This is a genomic window from Streptomyces sp. NPDC033177 (assembly GCF_055577715.1).
On record NZ_JBVIPS010000009.1, the window covers coordinates 185853 to 202860 of the forward strand.

Here is a 17008-nt window from a genome sequence, read left to right on the forward strand (position 1 = left end):
CAGGTCCGGCCGGAGGTCTGGACGGTGCCGCCCCGGCAAGCACCTCGTGCGGACGGGAGGCCGACCTCGGTTCCAAGGCCGGCGCGATCGCCCACGAGGTTAGGCCAACTCCTGTCCGTGCCGGATCTCCCACGTCTCGACATCGGTGTAGAAACGGCCGAAGTACCGAAGCCACGCTGCGACGGTCTCGGTGGTCCTTCTGGCCTGTTGGTCCGTCATGCCAGTCTGCTCCTGTAGCGCGTGCTGCAACTCCACGTTACTCAGGCGCTCTCCAGCCACCAGCGCTCGAAGAGCAGGGATTTCCCGCAGGCGGTTCTCGACCACCTCCGAGAGCTCCGTCTCGGACAAGCCTGCGGGCATGCCAAGGAGTGCGAGGTCCCGGAGGATGGCCGCTTCGAGAGATCGCCCGAACTGCCCTCTCCCGGAGTAGTACGGGTAGATGGCCTCCGGGCGTCGTGTCACCGGGTACCAGCCCTGCTGGGCTTCATCTCGGGGCTGGTCGGAGGCAGCCGGACGCTGTTCCTTCAGTAGGTCGGCCTGCTTTCTCACGAGGTCGGCCATGTGGGGTGTCGCCTCGACTGTGTGGGCCTCGATTTCGGCGAGCACCCGGACGACTTCCGGATGGGCTGCGGACGCCTCCATCAGAATTTCGATGTTGGCTTTGGGGACGCGCCCGGTGGCCTTCCCTGTCAGGTTCGCGGACCCGATCAGGCACCGCTCGCCGGTGAGGTAGAGCTTGGCGTGTAGGCGCGGGCACAGCGCGATGCGCAGCCGGTTGTCCTCCTCGGCGAGCTCGATGATCTCAGGGTCGGATACCCCTGCCGCCACCTCCTCAGGGACCCAGCGCGTGATGCACTCGATGCCCTCGACGGCGGTGGGCAGGGCGGACAACGTGGCCGCCAGGACCTCTCGCTTGATGAAGGGCGCCACGAGGGTTACCTGTCCGTGGGCGCCCTTCATCAGCTCTTCGATCTGCCGCCAGATATGGCCGGGCTCGGTCACGTGCCGTTGGCCTTTCCGTCCACGAAGTCGCGGGCGTACCGGCCCCATTCGCGGCGTGCATCCGCGATGCGCTCCCGATCACGATCGGGGTAGGTCTCGTCCTCCATGCGCGCCCAGGAGAACAGCAGCAGCTTGAAGGTCTCGGCGGCCTGGTTCAGCCGATAGCGCAGGTCGTTCACGTCGGCGTCCTCGGGGATGTCTTCGAGGACGCCGATGAGCTGGGCGTGCAGGGGGTGCTTCTCATTGAAGATCACCTGCAGCATGCCGGCCATGAGGTCGATACTGAAGAAGGCAGAGGTGTCCTGGAAACTGGAGATCCACCGCGCGCGCAGATCCTTCTCCAGGGCCTCGTCGACCATGGTCTGGGCGGTGTCCTCGTCAAGATGATGCCTCTGCGTGAGTGCTGCGACCTGTTCCTGCCGCTTGGCCTCGGTGGTTGTGCCCTCTTCCAGCTCGTCGGTCTTGCCGGTGTGGCCTTCCTCGCTGCGACGCTTGACGGCGTCCGTGGCCCTGGACGCAGCATCCTCGTCGTGCCGCTTCTTGCTCTTGCGGGTTCCGATCGTTTGCTGCTTCAGCTGGCGCCGGATGGCCGGCAGCAGCTTCTCTTCCAGATAGAGCACGAGATCGATGAGCGGAAGGCGCGGGTCGCCGAGCTCAGAAAGGCGTTCCTTGAACCCCTTGAAGGACTCGCCAGCTTCAGCGTGGGCCTTCCAGTCGAAGTGGGCCAGAGATGAGAAGACGGTGGCGCTCTGCTTGTTGTTCGTCACGCCGAAGATGGGGTCGAGGTCCGGCGGGAACTCGACCTCGATGCCCCACCACCGCTCCGTCGGGTCGTATCCGATGGCCCAGGACGCGTCGAGGTCCAGCTCCCTGCCCTGGCGCACGAGCGAGATGCCGACGTTACGCCTGGCGTGCTTGCCCCACGGAAGGATGCCGGAGTCCGTCGTACGGCTGATTCCATCCGGCCACGGATGGCCTTCGACGTCGGCGCGGCGGGCCTCCGGGCGTGCGATGGAGGCCCGGACGGTGATGTTGTGCCTCTTGCCTTCATGGACCACGGGGAATTGCGTCATGCCAGGCTCGGATTCACTGCCCATGGAGAAGGGCATGAACATCGGCTTGTCCGAGAACGGTTTGTCGGTGGAGGTCGGCGCCATCAGGTACAGAGGGTCGTTGGGCACGGCGTGGTACTCGCCGTCAACGACCTTGCCCTCCCGGACGGGAGCCATCCGAATATCGACGTGTCCGTCCTGGAGGTAGTGCCGGTAAACCCTGCCGATCAGGTCGGCGGTGTTCTTCAGGGTGGCTGCGGCTCCGTACCAGTTGACCTTGTCCAGGTTGGTCCAGACGACGAGCGTTCCGCTGTCCCCGAGGCCCTCGCTCAGGTCTCGCCAGTAGTCCGGCAGCGGGGCGTGTGTGGGGGCGGGGACGTCGTCGATCTCTCCCTTCTCGATCTCTTCGAGGCTGAGGAAGGTGTGCATGGCGTTGCCCGCGCCGGTGGTCCAGGACCAGACGTCGAGCCGGGTGCACTGGGACATGCTGGAGTTGGGCAGGCCCATGCCGAAACGGCCGATGCGGCCCGGGTCCGCCCCCTCCCCGTCGCCGTACTTGAGAGCGCGCCGCAGCTGCGGTCCCTCCATGCCATGGCCGTTGTCGAGGACCGCAATGGTCTCCACGCGGTGGCTGGTACGGGAACCGACCTGCACGGGATTCTCGCAGGCGAAGACCTCCACGAGAGTGGCCTTGGCATCGATGCTGTTGTCGATCAGTTCGGCGAGGGCATAGGCGGTGTTCTTGTATCCGCTGTCCCGCATTGCCTTGACGGTCAGCTTAGGACTGACGATCCGGTAATTGCTGCCGTCGTTGGTCACGCTGTCTCCCATACGTCTTCCCAATTGGTGAATGCGTCTGCCACGTCGCCGAACCCAGGTAGTTCCGGGTTCACGACGGTGACGATTTCGCAGGTGTCAGTGCCGCCGGCCTTCGGGCCGCGGATGACGCGACCGACCATCTGGCTGTACAGCACAAGGGACTTGGTCGGACGGGCGATCACTGCCGCGCTGGCCGCCGGCGCGTCGAAGCCAGTCGTCAGGACACCAAAGTTGCACAGCACCATGGGGCGCCGGCTCGACCCTTTGAACCGCGAGATGACCTGGCTGCGATGCCGAGGGGAGGACTCGCCAGTCACGAACTCGGCATCGAAGCCGGCAGCGGACAGCACGGCCGCGACGAGTCGGCAGTGGTCCACGGAAGCTGCGAACACCAGAATGCGCCGGTGCTGCTGCTGGAGCAGCTCCGTGATCGTCTGGACGATCTTGAGATTCCACTGCTCGTCGCCCGCGAGCTCGGCCATCAAGCTGGCCGGGATGTCGAACGACCGCGCAAGGAGCTGCTGGTCCCGGGCGGACAGGTGCATGCCCGCCTCGGAGGCCACCGTCCGCATCAGCGGCTTGGCAAGGTATCCCTGATCGATCAGGGCCGTCACTGGGTTGGTGTAGCCCTCGATCTCCAGCATGACCTTCTGCCGGGAGAAGTAGTCGGAGAGTTCCTCATCCTTGGAGATGTCGGCCCACGTGCGCCCTGGGGTGGCGGTCAGCCCGAGCAGGCTCGCGTCGTGACGGATCGTCAGTTCGTCGACGACCCTTTGGAACGTGGGGGCGATGATCTGATGGGCCTCGTCGAATACGGTCAAGGTGCTGCGTGCCGCGAGGGTGGCCAGGAACTGAGGGTCCGACTTGGCTGCAGCAACGGCCTTTTCCAGCCCGAGAACGACTAGCCCGTCGGTCATCTCCGCAAGGTTTGCAGGGGTGTTGCTCCAGACCCGCAGCACGGGGAGCGGGCGGTCGCCGACCTTCGTCCAGGCGCGCTCGAACTCGGCGGCGGCCTGCTCCAACAGCTCCTGCCCGTGGGCCAGCCACACCACCACGGTCGGCTCGTGCTGCCGCAGGTGATCGCAGATCAGGCTCATGCCCGTTCGGGTCTTGCCCACGCCCGTCGGGAGATGCAGCACTGTCCGCCGCGGCCCGTCGTACAGCAGCTCCTTTACCCGGGCTGCCGCGTGACGCTGATGCGGGAACAACCCGTACTCGGGAGCCGACTCCTGTTTGAACGCGGGGGGAAGGGATGGCGCCCGGTCGATCGTGAAACCGAAGAACTCCAGCAGTTCGCGCCGCTCGTCTGCCGTCCACTTCAGGCTCTGCAAGTAGTCCAGCGGTGGCTGCTCGTCGCCCACGGAGCCCAGGCGCTGTGCTAGCTCTGCTCGTTTGGGGTTCGGGAGCAGGGCGATCAGGGTGGAGCGCTCGGCATCGTCGGCGACCAGACGCTCGGCGTCGATGGCGATCGGGGCAACGGCCCGAAGGCGGTCGTCTCCCGCCGCACCTCCTTCGATCAGATCGAGCAGAGCGCTCAGCCGCTCGCCGACATGCGCCCGGATATACACCATCGGTGCAACCGCGAGGAGTGCCTTGAAGGACATCCCCGGCGACCACGTCGTCACTGCCTCACCTGCCCGGCAGGCTCCAGCGCGCCGGCATCCGCGGCCGGAACAGCTGTCGTCATGAATTCCACCCCTAGTCCGAGCACGCCAAGCACCGCCCCAACGTGCGTAGTTGCTGCAACGCTGCAGCGTGCGGACCACCCTAGACGGGGCCACTGACAACAGGTGCATCATCAGACGAAAAGCCCAGCAAGGACGGGGATTTGGTCTTCGCTGACCGACTCGTCGGCCATGAGTGGGCGCCTTGATGCGTGTGACTTGCGCAGGCAGCACTCGATATAGAACATTCGTTCGGTAAGCGGTACGCGACACCCCGCGTTTGAGGATTCAAAGAGTGGATCTCGGGTCGCGACTAGGATCACGGCGAGCTCCTGGTGGAACCCCGGGTGGGGAGGAAGGTTTCCACCAGCAGTACATTGGTGTGCGACACGAGCGAGGAGGGGTGGCAGATGACGAACGGGCCGAATGGGGCGGATACGTCCTATCTTGACTACAATGCCACCGCCCCAATGCGACCCGAAGCCCTCGCTGCCGTCCTTGCGGCCATGCAGTCGGTCGGGAACGCCTCAAGCCTGCATCAACCGGGAAGGCAGGCGGCTCGCCGGGTCGACATCGCCCGTCGGCAGCTAGCTGATCTCCTCGGCTGCTCACCCGGCGAGATCATCTTCACGTCCGGCGCGACTGAGGCCAACAACCTGGCCCTCCGTGCCGCGTACATTGCCGGAAACCCCTTGGTTACGAGCCCTGTTGAGCATCCGGCCGTCCTGGAAACGGCCCGAACGGTCACCATCGAAAACCCCGACGATCTTGTACTGCTACCTGTCAGCGCCGACGGCCTGGTGGATCTCGACGCCCTGCAGCAGGTCTTTGCGGAACGCCGTGGGGGCGTCGTCTCTCTGATGGCAGGCAACAACGAAACCGGCGTCCTCGCCGACCTCCGCGTCGCCGCCAAGGCGGCCCGTGAAGCCGGCGCCCTCGTCCACACAGACGCCACACAGGTCATCGGTCGCCTCCCCGTTGACGTTACTGAACTCGACGTCGACCTCCTGTCGCTGTCGGCCCACAAGTTCGGCGGCCCGCAGGGGGCCGGCGCCCTGTATGTGAGGCGTGGCTCCCCACTTCCGCACCGGCCACTGCTCGTGGGCGGGGGGCAAGAGCGAGGCTGGCGCGCAGGAACGCTGAACGTGGCCGGGATCATCGGCATGGGGGCAGCGGCTGAAGCCGCGCGCCGTGGTCTCAGCGAGGAGGTCGAGCGGATCGCGGCCCTGCGCGACCGCCTCGAGAACCTCGTGACCGGTGGTTTGCCAGGCTGCCGTATTAATGGCCGACGCGATCAGCGCCTGCCGGGCGTGACGAGCATCACTTTCCTGGGTGTGCCGGCGGATGCGGTCCTGGCGGCTATGCCTGACGTCGCAGCCTCCGAGGGCAGTGCTTGCGCGTCCGGAGCTCCAACGCCGAGCCATGTGCTCCTGGCAATGGGGCTGTCCCGGCAAGACGCCGACAGCACGATCCGCTTCTCGCTGGGCTACGCCACCACGCCTGCCGAGATTGAGCATGCCGCGCACGCCGTCAAACGCGCCGTGACGCAGGTTCGTGCGGCGCTGGCCGAAGCCCACGGTCGCCGCTGACCGTTATCCCGTTTACCACCTCGTTAGAGCAATCGCGTTGGACACAGAGAGGTCTTGAATGTCAGACAGCCGGCTCGGGGAAGCCGCCCATTTTGCCTTCGCGCGACACGAAACGTTTGCGCCCCGCTTCGGCTGGCTGCACAAGGCGTACATGCAGGTCAAACGCGACCAGGGTGCGTTCCTTGCGGACGATGCGCCGGTGTTGTTCGGTGTGGGCAAGAACATGGTCAACGCCATGCGCTACTGGTCGCGTGCGTTCAAGCTGACCCGAGAGCACTCGCCCGCGCAGCGCACCCAGGCCAAATTCTCCTATCCCACCTGGGAGGCCCGATGGCTTCTTGACGAGGACGGAGCGGACCCGTATCTGGAGGAGAACGGCAGCCTGTGGTTGCTGCACTGGTGGCTGGTCTCTTCCCGCTCCGGGGCCAAGAGCCACGCTCCAGCCTGGTACACGGCCTTCCACCTGGCGCCCTTCTCCCGGTTTACGACCGCGGACATGACGCAGGTGGTCACCCGGCATGTGAACTTCTCCTACGACAAGAGCCCGGAAGAGGCGTCAATCGTCCGGGACATCGACTGCATCACCAAGATGTATGCACGCAGCGCCCCGGAGAAGGCCGGCTCGCCGGGCAGCTACGAGGACCTGCTCGCCTGCCCCTTCCGTGACCTTGACCTGCTCACCTTTGTCGGGACGCGTGGCAAGCCCGAGTGGCAGTTCACCAGCGGGCACCGCACCTCGCTGCCCGCCCGGGTTCTGGCCTACGCCTGCCTCGACTACGCCGCCAAGTTCTCGCGTCAGGCCAACTCGATCTCTGTGGCCCGCCTTGCCAACGAGCCGGGCTCCCCGGGGCGCGCCTTCCGCGTTCGGGAGAATGAGATCGTCATGGCGCTGCAGAAGATCGCCGCGGACCATCCGCAGCTCAACTTGACCGAGGCCGTGGGACAGCGCAGCCTCGCCTTCACGGCCGACCCCTTGGAGCTGGCCTGGGAAGTGCTAGACGAGCAGTACGACTTCGTCACCCGCCGCCCCGGCTTTCCCACCCGCGAGGAGTGGGCTGCCAAGTTTCCCAAGCTCGCTGAGGCCGAGCAGAAGGAACTTGCCACGAAGGCCACGGACGCACCAGACACGGTCGACACCAACGAGATGCTTTTTGCTGAGGAGACCGCGTGACCACCGCAACCCCCACGCGGACCCCGAACAGCCCGGCAAGCTCCGCCCCGCAGTTCCCCGCTGGCATCGAACTTGTCGGCTCCCAGATGCGCTCGACCAATCTCGAGCGCGATGTTGAAGACGCCCTGCACGACCCCTACATCGGCGCTCGGGCCGTCGATGTTCTGGAGCGCATCGCGAGCGCCGTGGCAGACCAACGCCGCACCCGCGCCTGGTCGTTCACCGGCCCATACGGCTCCGGCAAGTCCACCCTGTCCAACATCGTCGACGCTCTGCTAGGGCGGGATGCCAGTCGGCGTAGCGAGGCCGAGCGCATCCTCGAAGAGGCCAGCCCCGCTCTCGCGCAGCGCCTTGCCGCAGCACGCGACGCCATCGCTCCCGAGGGATTCCTCGGCGGCGTGGCCACCGCGCGCCGCGAATCCGTCGTCGCCACGCTCTCCCGCGCCCTGCACACCGCAGCGGCGCGGCGCTGGGGCAAGCGCGTCCCGAAAGCCATCGCTTCCGCCCTGGCGGCGTGCGCCGATTTGGACCGCGCCGGGGCCAAGGAGATTCTCGCCGCCGTCACGGCTCTGACCGCTGACGGTCAACCTCTGCTCCTCGTCATCGACGAGTTCGGCAAGACGCTGGAACACCTCGCCGGTCACAACGAGTTCGCCGACGCCCAACACGACCTGTTTCTGCTGCAGGAACTCGCCGAGAAGGCGGCTGGCCCCAACGGGCTGCCCGTCTACCTGATGACTCTGCAGCACCTGTCGTTCATGGACTACGCCTCACGGTCCAGCGAACTCAAGACCCGAGAATGGGCCAAGATCCAGGGACGTTTCGAAGACATCACCTTCGTCCCCCACCACGGCGACTCCCTGCACCTGCTGCGCCGCCGCCTCGCCCGCTCAGCCGTCAACTCGGCGGGGCAGGACCTGATCGCCGCGTCGGCCGAGGCGTCCGCAGACATCTGGACGCAGCACGGGCTCGGCGTGCTGGCCGAACTCGGCCCCGACCACTTCGCGGACCTCTACCCGCTGCACCCGATCACCGCCCTGGCCGCCCCGACCCTTGCCGCTCAGATCGGCCAGCACGACCGCAGCCTGTCGGGCTTCCTCAACAGTGGCGAGCCCAACACCGTCCGACACTCACTGTCCCGGCACAGCACCCAGAAGGCCGACCGTGCCAGCACGGTGCGACTGCCACAGCTGTACGACTACTTCCTCAACTCCGGGCGCACCACCCTCCTCGCCTCCGCCAATGCGAGCCGGTGGATCGAGGTCGACTCGCGTATCCGGGACGCCAACGGCCTCCCGGATGCCGACCAGGACGTGCTGAAGACCATCGGCGTCCTCAACCTGATCGACTCCGACGGGGCGCTCAGCGCCACCGCACCGATGATTCACTTCGCGCTGCACGACCCCACCGACGTAGCTGATCCCGACGCCTTCACGGCGCTCGAAGAGCGGCTCGCCGACCTCGTCCGCCGGGGCTTTGTGGTCCACCGTGAGTTCAGCGGTGAATACCGGGTCTGGCAGGGCACCGATGTCGACATCGACGGCCGGCTCAAGGAAATCGTCAGCCGCTTCGATGACGCCTCCGTCATCAACCGGCTCGGCAGCCTCGTCCCGCAGGCATTCGTGGCCGGCCGCCACAGCCAGGTCACCGGCATGATGCGCGTGTTCTACACCGCGGTCAGCGGCCCGGAGACCCAGTCCGTCGCCGCCCCGGACGAGCTGAAGGAGCCTGCCGACGGCCTCGTCGTCTTCCACCTCGGCACAGACGCTGACCGGCCCAATGTCCACTCGCCCCTGCCGGTACTCGTCGGCACTACCCCCAGCCCCGACGAGGTACTCACTACGGCCACCTACCTCGTCGCGCTGAAGGAACTCAGCACCCAGCAGGACATCGACCACGTCGCCCGGCGGGAAGTCATCGAGCGGCTCGTGCAGGCGGAAGCCGAGCTGCTCGAGCTCCTGCAGCACGCCTTCTACCCGCCGTCCTCCGAAGCGTCCTGGAGCCTGTGGCACACCGGGATCGCCCCCGGTGAAGAATCCGCTGCCTCCGGCCTGACGGCTCGCAGCTTGAGCGGCCTGGTCTCGCTCGCCTGCGAGTCGGTGTACCCGCACACTCCACACATCCGCAACGAGATGCTTGGCCGCCACGTCCTGACCAGCCAGGCAGCCCAGGCCCGCGGCGTACTGCTGACGGCCATGCTTTCTGCCTCGGGCGAGGAGAACCTCGGTCTCATTGGGTACAAGGCCGAACGAGCCATCTACAGCGGCGTCCTGGCCTACCTCGGCCTGCACCGCGAAAACGGGGTAGCCCAGGCCGAGAGCCAGCAAGAGAGCCTGCTTCCGTATGGCTTCTCCCCGCCCGGCGACGGCCACGAGCACGCCCAGCCCGCCTGGAACGCCCTCAACGAGGTGCTGACCGGTGCCACCGAGCGAGTCAGCATCGAGGAGGTCATCCGTGTCCTGATGAGCCCGCCGTTCGGGCTCAAGGCCGGCGTGGTTCCGGTCTTCCTGGTCCCCGCCCTGGTCATCCGGCGCCACGACATTGCCTTGTTCGAGGAAGGCACCTACCTGCCCCGGCTGACCATCGATGTGGTCGAGCGGCTCGTCAAGGGCCCGGGACGCTTCTCGGTGAAGTACACGCCGGCCGGAGACGGCCAGCGCGGCAGCATCATCAAGAAGTTGATGGTTTCGCTCGGAGTGGAGGCACCGCGCTCCAGGGCCCTGCGTAACCCCGACCTCCTCTCCGTAGCCAGCGCTCTGATTGTGCGTGTGGCCGACCTGCACAAGTACGCCCGCACCACTAAGAGCATCTCCACTGACGCCCGCACCGTGCGCACGGCGATTGCCGGAGCGCTGGATCCCGACGATCTGATCTTCCATGCGCTGCCGAAGGCGCTCGGCTTGCCCGAAATCCCGGCCCGCACACGCGTCAACGCGGAAGCGGCGAACACCTACGTCGAGCGTCTCACCGTGGCAGCTGACGAACTCGTGGCCATCGACAGCCAGCTGCGGGCCAGCGTCGTGAGCGTCCTTGCGCAGGAGTTCCGCCTGCCGGCCGAACTTACGGAGCTGCGCGCACAACTCGCTGCCCGGCTGCGAGGCTTCTCCGGTGCAGTGCTGACTCCAGAACTGCGCGGCTTCGTCGACTTTGTCCTCAGCGATAGCATCGAGGACGAAGACTGGCTCGAGCCCATCGTCGTACGCCTGACCAACTCCGCCCTGGGCGACTGGGACGACCGCGAAGCCAAGGTCTTCCCGCAGAAGGCCCGGTCCATGGCTGCGGCCCTTGACCGAGTCGGGCACCTGCACCACGCCGGGAACGAGGCACGCGGCCAGGAAGAGAAACTCGACGCTCAGTTGTTGACCTTGACTGACAGCGCTGGCGTGGAACAACGCACCCTGATCTACGTGCCGGAACAGGCTCGCAGTGAGGCCAGCAGCCTTGCCACCGACGTCCTGAAGCAGGCCGAGAAGGCCCTCGGGCCCGACGGCGCGAGGATCCTGCTCGCGGCCCTCGCCCAGCGCGTGACCGATGCCGCGACAGCGGCGAGTGAAAGGAAGGCACACGGATGACCGACGAAGCCGACAATCAGAAGGTCCGGCACGTTCTCGGTATCTCCGGCGGCAAGGACTCCTCAGCGCTCGCCGTCTATATGCGCAACCGAGTCCCGGAGATGGAGTACTTCTTCTGCGACACCGGTGCCGAACTCCCGGAAACGTACGAGTACCTCAACCGTCTTGAGGCTGCCCTCGGCAAGTCCATCGTGCGACTGAACGCCGACCGCGACTTCGACCATTGGATGGAGGTCTACCAGGGCACCCTGCCCAGCCCTCAGATGCGCTGGTGCACCAAGAACCTCAAGATCAAGCCCCTGGAAGACTGGGTCGGCGACGACAAGGTCATCTCCTATGTCGCCATCCGGGCCGACGAGAACCGCATCGGCTACGTCAGCACCAAGCCGAACATCGATGCCGTCTTTCCTTTCCGCGAGGAAGGCGTCGATAAGGAAGGCGTCATGCGCATCCTCGACGAGGCAGGCATCGGCCTGCCCGGCTACTACGAGTGGCGCACTCGTTCGGGATGCTACTTCTGCTTCTTCCAGCGCAAGCACGAGTGGGTCGGACTTAAGGAACGTCACCCCGACCTGTATGCGAAGGCCGTGGAGTACGAGGACAAGGTCCGGTACCGGCATACCGCCATGAAGGGTCGCAACTACACCTGGTCACAGGGCGAGTCCCTTCCGGAGCTCATAGAGCGCAAGGACGAGATCGAGGCCAAGCACGAGGCGGCCCTTGAGCGCGCAGCCAAGCGCATCAAGCCCAACCGCCCCCTGCTGGAGGTTCTTTCCGACGCTCTCGACTCCGACGACGACGAGGCCGGCTGCTCCGTCTGCCACCTCTGACGCGCAACCACACACAGCGGCCCCAGCAGCTCGAGCTGGGGCCGCTTTTGCTTTCCCGACTTCCAATCAAGCTTCTCCCGCTCGCAGTTGTAACCTCGCCCAGACTCCGTCCCTGGCCTCTCGAAGGGGCGCGGCGCACTCGCCCACGGCAAGTTCGAGTTCCTCTGCGATGGAGTGACGCAACGTCACATGTGGGGCATGATGGGCGCATGGGGCTCCTGCTTCCTGTGCCGCCCACTCATGTGCCACTATGAGTGACGACTCGCTCACAGGTGTAGAACGGTGACGGAGAGAAACCGGGAATATGGAAACTCGCGGCTTTACGTGCGGCGCGGATGTCAGCTTCTCAGTTCCTCAGCGAGCCCGGTCAGGCGCTCTGGATTCCCTTGTATCAGTGCGCATGCGGCTGGAGCTGCGCGATATCAGACGCCCCATCGGTGGCGTCGCGCACGGCCTTGAATAGCATGCCGAGTTTGAGGGCTCGGTCTATTTCCTCGGTACTGTCATTGCGCTTCGCGACATCAAATTGGAGCCGAAATTCAGGTTGCAGGTCCTTCCAAGGTGATGCCGCATCTGATCTGAATCAACCTGTTGAACGGAAAGGGGTCATGTATGCCTACGCAGGCCAAGGAAATATTCGAGGCGCAGAGCAAGAGTCTCCGCGAGCTGCTGTCTGATAACGGCTTGGGCCTCTACCTACCTCCCTACCAGCGTCCGTACGGCTGGGGCAAAGACAAGGTCGAGAAATTGCTCGACGACACGCTGCATGGTCTCAAGAATCTGGGTGAGGCGCCGGACAGTTTCACCTTCTTGGGGACCGTCATCACTATCCATGACGTCAACCACGTCACAGTGAACCCAATCGTCAAGCCGGAGGTCCCATCCAAGGTTCTTACCGTGATCGATGGGCAGCAGCGTTTGTCGAGCCTTCTTATCCTGCTTGTCGGCCTGCACAACCTAATTCGTCAGCGTGCGTGGAAGGTCTTCAAGGGTAAGGAGCCGGATCCGGCCGATACTGCTCGGATTCAACTCTATTCAGAAACCATCAACATCCTGCAGATGCTGGGAGCGGCGTTCTACGAGCGAAAGAACTTCGGAACTACGCCGATCTATCCGCGCCTCATTCGAGCCTTCCTGGATCAGTGGGCCAGGGACGAGAAGCATAAGAAGTATGAGTCGCCGATCGCCAACCTTATTTACACGTACTCGGTGCAAGCCGAAGGCGAGTCGGCAGATGCTAAGCCGACGGACTTCAGGCCGAAGGCGCGAGAGAAAGCGGGCGAAGGCGAAGGCGATCTCATCAAGAGGTTCAACGAGATTCGTACGGCGTTGACCAAGCTGTCGGAGCGGAAGTCTATCGAGGAGCTGGAGGATTTGCCGCCGCTAGCTACCCTTGCTACTGGCATCGAGTTCCAGCGCGCGCTCTTCAACCATGAACTCGACCCCGAGCTCTGTACTTGGCTGGGGCAGTTGCAGGAAGAGCCCGAGGCTGAGCTGATGCGACTCGTCATGTTCGCTGCCTATGGTTTGAACCGCATCGCTCTGACGGTCGTGCAAGGCAAGGACGAGGACTATGCCTTCACGATCTTCGAGTCGTTGAACACCACGGGCGAGCCTCTGACCGCCTTCGAGACCTTCCTTCCTCGGGTGGTTATGGCAGAGAAACTTGAGGGCTACCAGGAATCGGGCGCATACGCGCATATGAAAGCGGTTCAGGGCTATCTCGACCATTTCGGTGTCGGAGACAAACTTCAGAACGCGACTCGGGACCTGCTGGTCACTTTCGCGTTGGGAGAGACTGGGAAGAAGCTCTCCAAGCGCCTTCCGGATCAGCGGGTCTACATGCGCGATACCTTTGAGCGCTACAAGGACTCGGCAGGTGATCGGAGCGCGTACTTGCGCCACCTGCGTGACACGGCGGCCTTTGTCGGGAATGCATGGGAGCCCGTGGCCGACTCTCCTCGCATGCTACCTGGGCTAGAAGCGACCGCTATGACGGACACCGTGAAGTTGTGTCTGACTTTCCTCAATTCGCTCAATCACACCATTGTCATCGCGCCGCTCGTGCGCTTCTACTCCGAGGCTGTCCACGCGGACGAAGGGGAGGCGAGGACCAAGCGCATCGCCGAGTTCGAGACGGCGATCAAGGCAATCACTGCCTTCACGGTCTTCTGGCGAGCAACTCGTCGCAGCACGGGCAACATCGACAGCGAGTACAGGGCTGTCATGGCCGGGGACTCCCTCACGTGCATTGGGCCGCTCGCTCGGCAGTGGGCGGTGCCCGGAGAATCGAAGCTTGATCCGATCGTCGACGCTGAGGCGCTGAAGAAGGAACTTGCGGCGCGTTTGTCGGGCCATAAGGGCGGCGTCCCAAACTTGGCGTCGTTCGTGGCAGCTGCTTCCGCACTGCCACTGTACAAAATTAGCCGCCCGCTGGCTCGTTTCCTTCTTCTGGCTGCATATCACGACACAATCGAAGATCCGGAGAATCCAGGACTGATCATCCAAGGCAAGACAGGGGTCGCCTCCTGCTTCACCTCGGACGGTTGGGAGGACGAGACACACCTCACGATCGAACACATCGCACCACAGCAGGCCACGGGTGGGTGGGATGAGGAGTTCTACAGCGAGAAGGAGACCGTGCACAAGCTGGGCAATCTGGTCCTGGCGCCAGGAGCTGCCAACACGTCCCTCAGCTCGCGGCCTTGGACCGAGAAGAAGGTCCTGTATGCGGCGCTCGGTGCCCCGACGGCCGACGACGCCAGGTCGATTCTTACCAGTTCTGGCTTGACTTTCGCGCAGTCGACTGAAGATCTAGCGTCCCTGTCGCGCTACCTCCCGCACCTGCGAGCACTGGGCCGGCGTGAGGACGAGCTCAATCCGACGTTCATGGATCAGCGTGCTGAGGTTCTTCTAAGTCTGGCCTACACACGACTCAAAGGGTGGCTCGGCCTGGAGCTGTCCGACGCCAGCAGTGATCCGGTGGTCAAGGCCGACGATGTGGAGATGGAGAACGACGAGCTCTAGGAGAGTGAGGATGCCGGGGGAGTGATTGGAAGGGCGTAACACCACGGCCACTTGGGCGGCGTGGTGGCCCGGATGCGCTCGACCATCCACCGGTAGATGCCCAGGCCGGTGCCGTGCAGGGTTCCGCGGCGGGCGATGGCGGGAACGATGTCTCGGGCGCGGACCTGGTCGCGATAGACGTCGTGGTCGTAGCCGCTGTCGGCGAACAGCGACTCGAATCTGCGGCGGGGGCGTCCAACCTGACAGCGGGCCGGCGGGACGCCGTAGCCCGGGTTCGAGCAGTAGAGCTATCCGCCGCGTATATGGCTGCGGCGTAAGCCATGGTCCGCAGTTCAGCGTGTGTTTGAGCTGCGGACCAGAGTCGTCATGCCGTCTACCAAGTTGCTTGCTGGCGTCAGCTTGGCTCGGCCTTCCACCTCCGGGGCGTGCTATCCGCTGTTGACGTACCACTGTCGGCGGCAAGGCCCCGATACAGCGCGTTTCCCGTGGTGTTAGGGCTGCCCTGGTATTGACAGCTGCCTTTCTGTAGAGCAAGTGGGATACGTCCCGCCGCGATGTGTGTTGCGACCAACTAGCGGTAGCCGTAGTCGAGATCGAAAACCTTCCCATGGATGCACAGCCGTCCGGTGAGAGTCGCGCTCCAGCCGGGGTGAGGGTTCTCCGTCCTCTGGCGCGCAGCCAAGGCAAGGGAGCTGTTGGAGACCCGCTGGACCTCAGCTCGGAGCTTGGCATGCCGATATTCCCTCGACGGCCAGGCGTTGACTGCTGAGACAGGGCGAGGTCCCGCTTAGTGGAGATAGAGCAGGCGCTTAGAAGGCGCCTGCTCTATCCTCGCGTTTCCTGGCCGCCGAGAGGCAGGTATGGGTAGGTTCGGGCAGATTCGCGGACAGCAGACATATTGAGTCCCATACGGACTGGATTAACTCGGTGAAGGAAGCAAACCTAGAGCGGTCTTGAGAAGGCAGAACCTGCTCTCTGCGCCTCAGTCGGGACCGCCGAGGTGGGTCGCGGGCGCAACATAGCCGACGATCGCCGGTTGGCCAAACCGGCGCTTCTCCAGACCATTGAATGACCAGGGGATGCCGACGCGTCCCGATGTCTCGTGTGAGGAGTCTTGTAGCTTGTCGAAGCTGGCAATAGGTCAATCGTCCTTGCTCTCTGCAGACCAGGTTCGCGCCCTTCTAGAGTGGATCCAGAAGGAGTCTTAGGGGGCCGTTTACCCTTTCCTCGCTTCTATGGCGGGCACCGCGCTTTCGCCGGGTGAAGCAGCCTCAGTTCGGGTGCAGGATGTGGCGCTCCCGGACGGGGAGTTCGGGGAGGTGCTGGTCCGTGCCGGCGAACGCCGGAGGGTTCCTGTCTCCCCAGACATCGTGGGTGTGCTGAGGTGCTGGATCGGCGAGGCAAATTTGGAAGCTGAAGATCTGCTGTTTCCGGCCGAGCTGGGTGGCCCGTTGGCGTCCTCCGAGTACAAGAGGGCCTGGAGTCAAGCTCGCCAAGCGGTGTTGGACCCGAACGAGGTGCAGGCGGGCTTGGGGGAGCAGGTCTCCAGCCTGCGCGACTCCTGTCTGGACCGATGGCTCGAGGCGGGCGTTCCTGCATGGGGCGTCGCCGAGTGGGCTGGCGTGAGTGCGAGCTGGATTGCGCTGCGGTACCCGCACCGCTTCCGGCTGGAAGACATGGAGATCGACTGGGACCACCTGGAAGAGATCCTGCGCATTCCGGACACGCCCGGGCGGTAGTTTCCCGTCCCGCGCTCCGACTCACGATCTGAGCGCGAGAGCACCGCCGCATGCACCCCGAATGCCGGCGGTCCACGTTTCACGCGGTCGTGTCACATGGCTCGGCCCCTCAGCGGTCTGGTCCCACTGCCCTGACAGGGCTGGTTGACCTGCGCCGTGGACCGCCGACAGTCCGGCTGAATCAGTTCGCCTGCTTGACCTTACCTCTCTGTTTTCCGAGGACTCGCGCATGCCTGCCCATTTGTTGTCTATCCCTGCTGTCGCCGCCGCCCTGGACGTCGACCGCCGCACCGTCTACCGCTTCATCGCCGCCGGAGACCTCCCCGTCGTCGACCTGCGCACCGGGACGGAACGGTCCCGCGTCCGTGTCCCTGCTGCCGGGCTAGAGGAGTTCATCGCCAGGAGGCTGGTTGGTTCCCCGCGCCCCCGTCGGTAGTCACTCGCCCCCAGCCCGGCCCTCACCACTTCCGAACAAAGGAGTAGTACCGCGTACCTGCGCAAATTGAAGTCCGGCAAGTGGCAGGCGACCGTTCGTAACCGGGC

At 64.7% G+C, this 17008-nt stretch carries 10 protein-coding genes and 1 pseudogene; 7 read left to right on the forward strand and 4 right to left on the reverse strand.

Features of this window, described 5'->3' with window-relative positions:
• Nucleotides 1–99: 99 nt before the first annotated feature.
• Genes ACZ5U5_RS29425 through ACZ5U5_RS29435 form a run of 3 tightly spaced genes read right to left on the reverse strand, consistent with a single transcriptional unit; the run spans nucleotide 100 to nucleotide 4498 of the window.
• The gene (locus tag ACZ5U5_RS29425) at nucleotides 100–1002 is read right to left on the reverse strand and encodes a phospholipase D family protein (RefSeq protein WP_469027462.1); all 903 of its coding nucleotides are present in this window, start codon (nucleotides 1000–1002) and stop codon (nucleotides 100–102) included.
• Complete coding sequence (locus ACZ5U5_RS29430) at nucleotides 999–2885, reverse strand: ATP-binding protein (RefSeq protein WP_469027464.1); 1887 nt, start codon at nucleotides 2883–2885, stop codon at nucleotides 999–1001. Before ACZ5U5_RS29430 ends, ACZ5U5_RS29425 begins: the two co-directional genes overlap by 4 nt.
• Nucleotides 2870–4498 carry a DEAD/DEAH box helicase gene (locus tag ACZ5U5_RS29435; protein WP_469027467.1) on the reverse strand — a complete coding sequence of 543 codons (1629 nt, stop codon included), beginning with the start codon at nucleotides 4496–4498 and terminating at the stop codon, nucleotides 2870–2872. The genes ACZ5U5_RS29430 and ACZ5U5_RS29435 overlap by 16 nt, the downstream gene beginning before the upstream one ends.
• Before the next feature lie 449 nt (nucleotides 4499–4947).
• Between ACZ5U5_RS29435 and ACZ5U5_RS29440 the strand changes: the two genes are divergently transcribed.
• The 5 genes from ACZ5U5_RS29440 to ACZ5U5_RS29460 all read left to right on the forward strand — a co-directional run bounded on the left by ACZ5U5_RS29440 (nucleotide 4948) and on the right by ACZ5U5_RS29460 (nucleotide 14726).
• Nucleotides 4948–6126, forward strand: coding sequence for a cysteine desulfurase family protein (locus tag ACZ5U5_RS29440; RefSeq protein ID WP_469027469.1), 1179 nt, complete (start codon nucleotides 4948–4950; stop codon nucleotides 6124–6126).
• A 58-nt stretch (nucleotides 6127–6184) separates the two neighbouring features.
• Complete coding sequence (locus tag ACZ5U5_RS29445) at nucleotides 6185–7297, forward strand: DUF4007 family protein (protein WP_469027471.1); 1113 nt, start codon at nucleotides 6185–6187, stop codon at nucleotides 7295–7297.
• A complete protein-coding gene (locus ACZ5U5_RS29450) occupies nucleotides 7294–10869 on the forward strand; it encodes an ATP-binding protein (RefSeq protein WP_469027474.1) in 3576 nt (1191 codons plus the stop codon). Before ACZ5U5_RS29445 ends, ACZ5U5_RS29450 begins: the two co-directional genes overlap by 4 nt.
• Nucleotides 10866–11699 carry a phosphoadenosine phosphosulfate reductase domain-containing protein gene (locus ACZ5U5_RS29455; RefSeq protein WP_469027477.1) on the forward strand — a complete coding sequence of 278 codons (834 nt, stop codon included), beginning with the start codon at nucleotides 10866–10868 and terminating at the stop codon, nucleotides 11697–11699. The genes ACZ5U5_RS29450 and ACZ5U5_RS29455 overlap by 4 nt, the downstream gene beginning before the upstream one ends.
• A gap of 612 nt (nucleotides 11700–12311) precedes the next feature.
• Complete coding sequence (locus ACZ5U5_RS29460; RefSeq protein ID WP_469027479.1) at nucleotides 12312–14726, forward strand: DUF262 domain-containing protein; 2415 nt, start codon at nucleotides 12312–12314, stop codon at nucleotides 14724–14726.
• A gap of 74 nt (nucleotides 14727–14800) precedes the next feature.
• Here ACZ5U5_RS29460 and ACZ5U5_RS29465 read toward each other — a convergent pair.
• Nucleotides 14801–14986, reverse strand: a pseudogene (locus ACZ5U5_RS29465) (IS5/IS1182 family transposase); the annotation flags it as partial.
• A gap of 975 nt (nucleotides 14987–15961) precedes the next feature.
• On the opposite strand from ACZ5U5_RS29465, the gene ACZ5U5_RS29470 reads away from it, so the two are divergent.
• Nucleotides 15962–16465, forward strand: a complete 504-nt coding sequence (locus tag ACZ5U5_RS29470) for a tyrosine-type recombinase/integrase (RefSeq protein ID WP_469027482.1) — start codon at nucleotides 15962–15964, stop codon at nucleotides 16463–16465.
• Nucleotides 16466–16694: 229 nt separating this feature from the next.
• Nucleotides 16695–16901 (forward strand): helix-turn-helix domain-containing protein, encoded by a 207-nt coding sequence (locus ACZ5U5_RS29475; protein ID WP_043434922.1) that lies wholly within the window; start codon nucleotides 16695–16697, stop codon nucleotides 16899–16901.
• The last annotated feature ends 107 nt before the right edge of the window (nucleotides 16902–17008 follow it).

What these genes read in the sequence shown, in the direction of transcription:
- ACZ5U5_RS29430 (WP_469027464.1), bottom strand. Translation starts at nt 2,885, where the DNA reads ATGGGAGACAGCGTGACCAACGACGGCAGCAATTACCGGATCGTCAGT.
- ACZ5U5_RS29440 (WP_469027469.1), top strand. Translation starts at nt 4,948, where the DNA reads ATGACGAACGGGCCGAATGGGGCGGATACGTCCTATCTTGACTACAAT.
- ACZ5U5_RS29445 (WP_469027471.1), top strand. Translation starts at nt 6,185, where the DNA reads ATGTCAGACAGCCGGCTCGGGGAAGCCGCCCATTTTGCCTTCGCGCGA.
- ACZ5U5_RS29455 (WP_469027477.1), top strand. Translation starts at nt 10,866, where the DNA reads ATGACCGACGAAGCCGACAATCAGAAGGTCCGGCACGTTCTCGGTATC.
- ACZ5U5_RS29460 (WP_469027479.1), top strand. Translation starts at nt 12,312, where the DNA reads ATGCCTACGCAGGCCAAGGAAATATTCGAGGCGCAGAGCAAGAGTCTC.
- ACZ5U5_RS29470 (WP_469027482.1), top strand. Translation starts at nt 15,962, where the DNA reads ATGGCGGGCACCGCGCTTTCGCCGGGTGAAGCAGCCTCAGTTCGGGTG.
- ACZ5U5_RS29475 (WP_043434922.1), top strand. Translation starts at nt 16,695, where the DNA reads ATGCCTGCCCATTTGTTGTCTATCCCTGCTGTCGCCGCCGCCCTGGAC.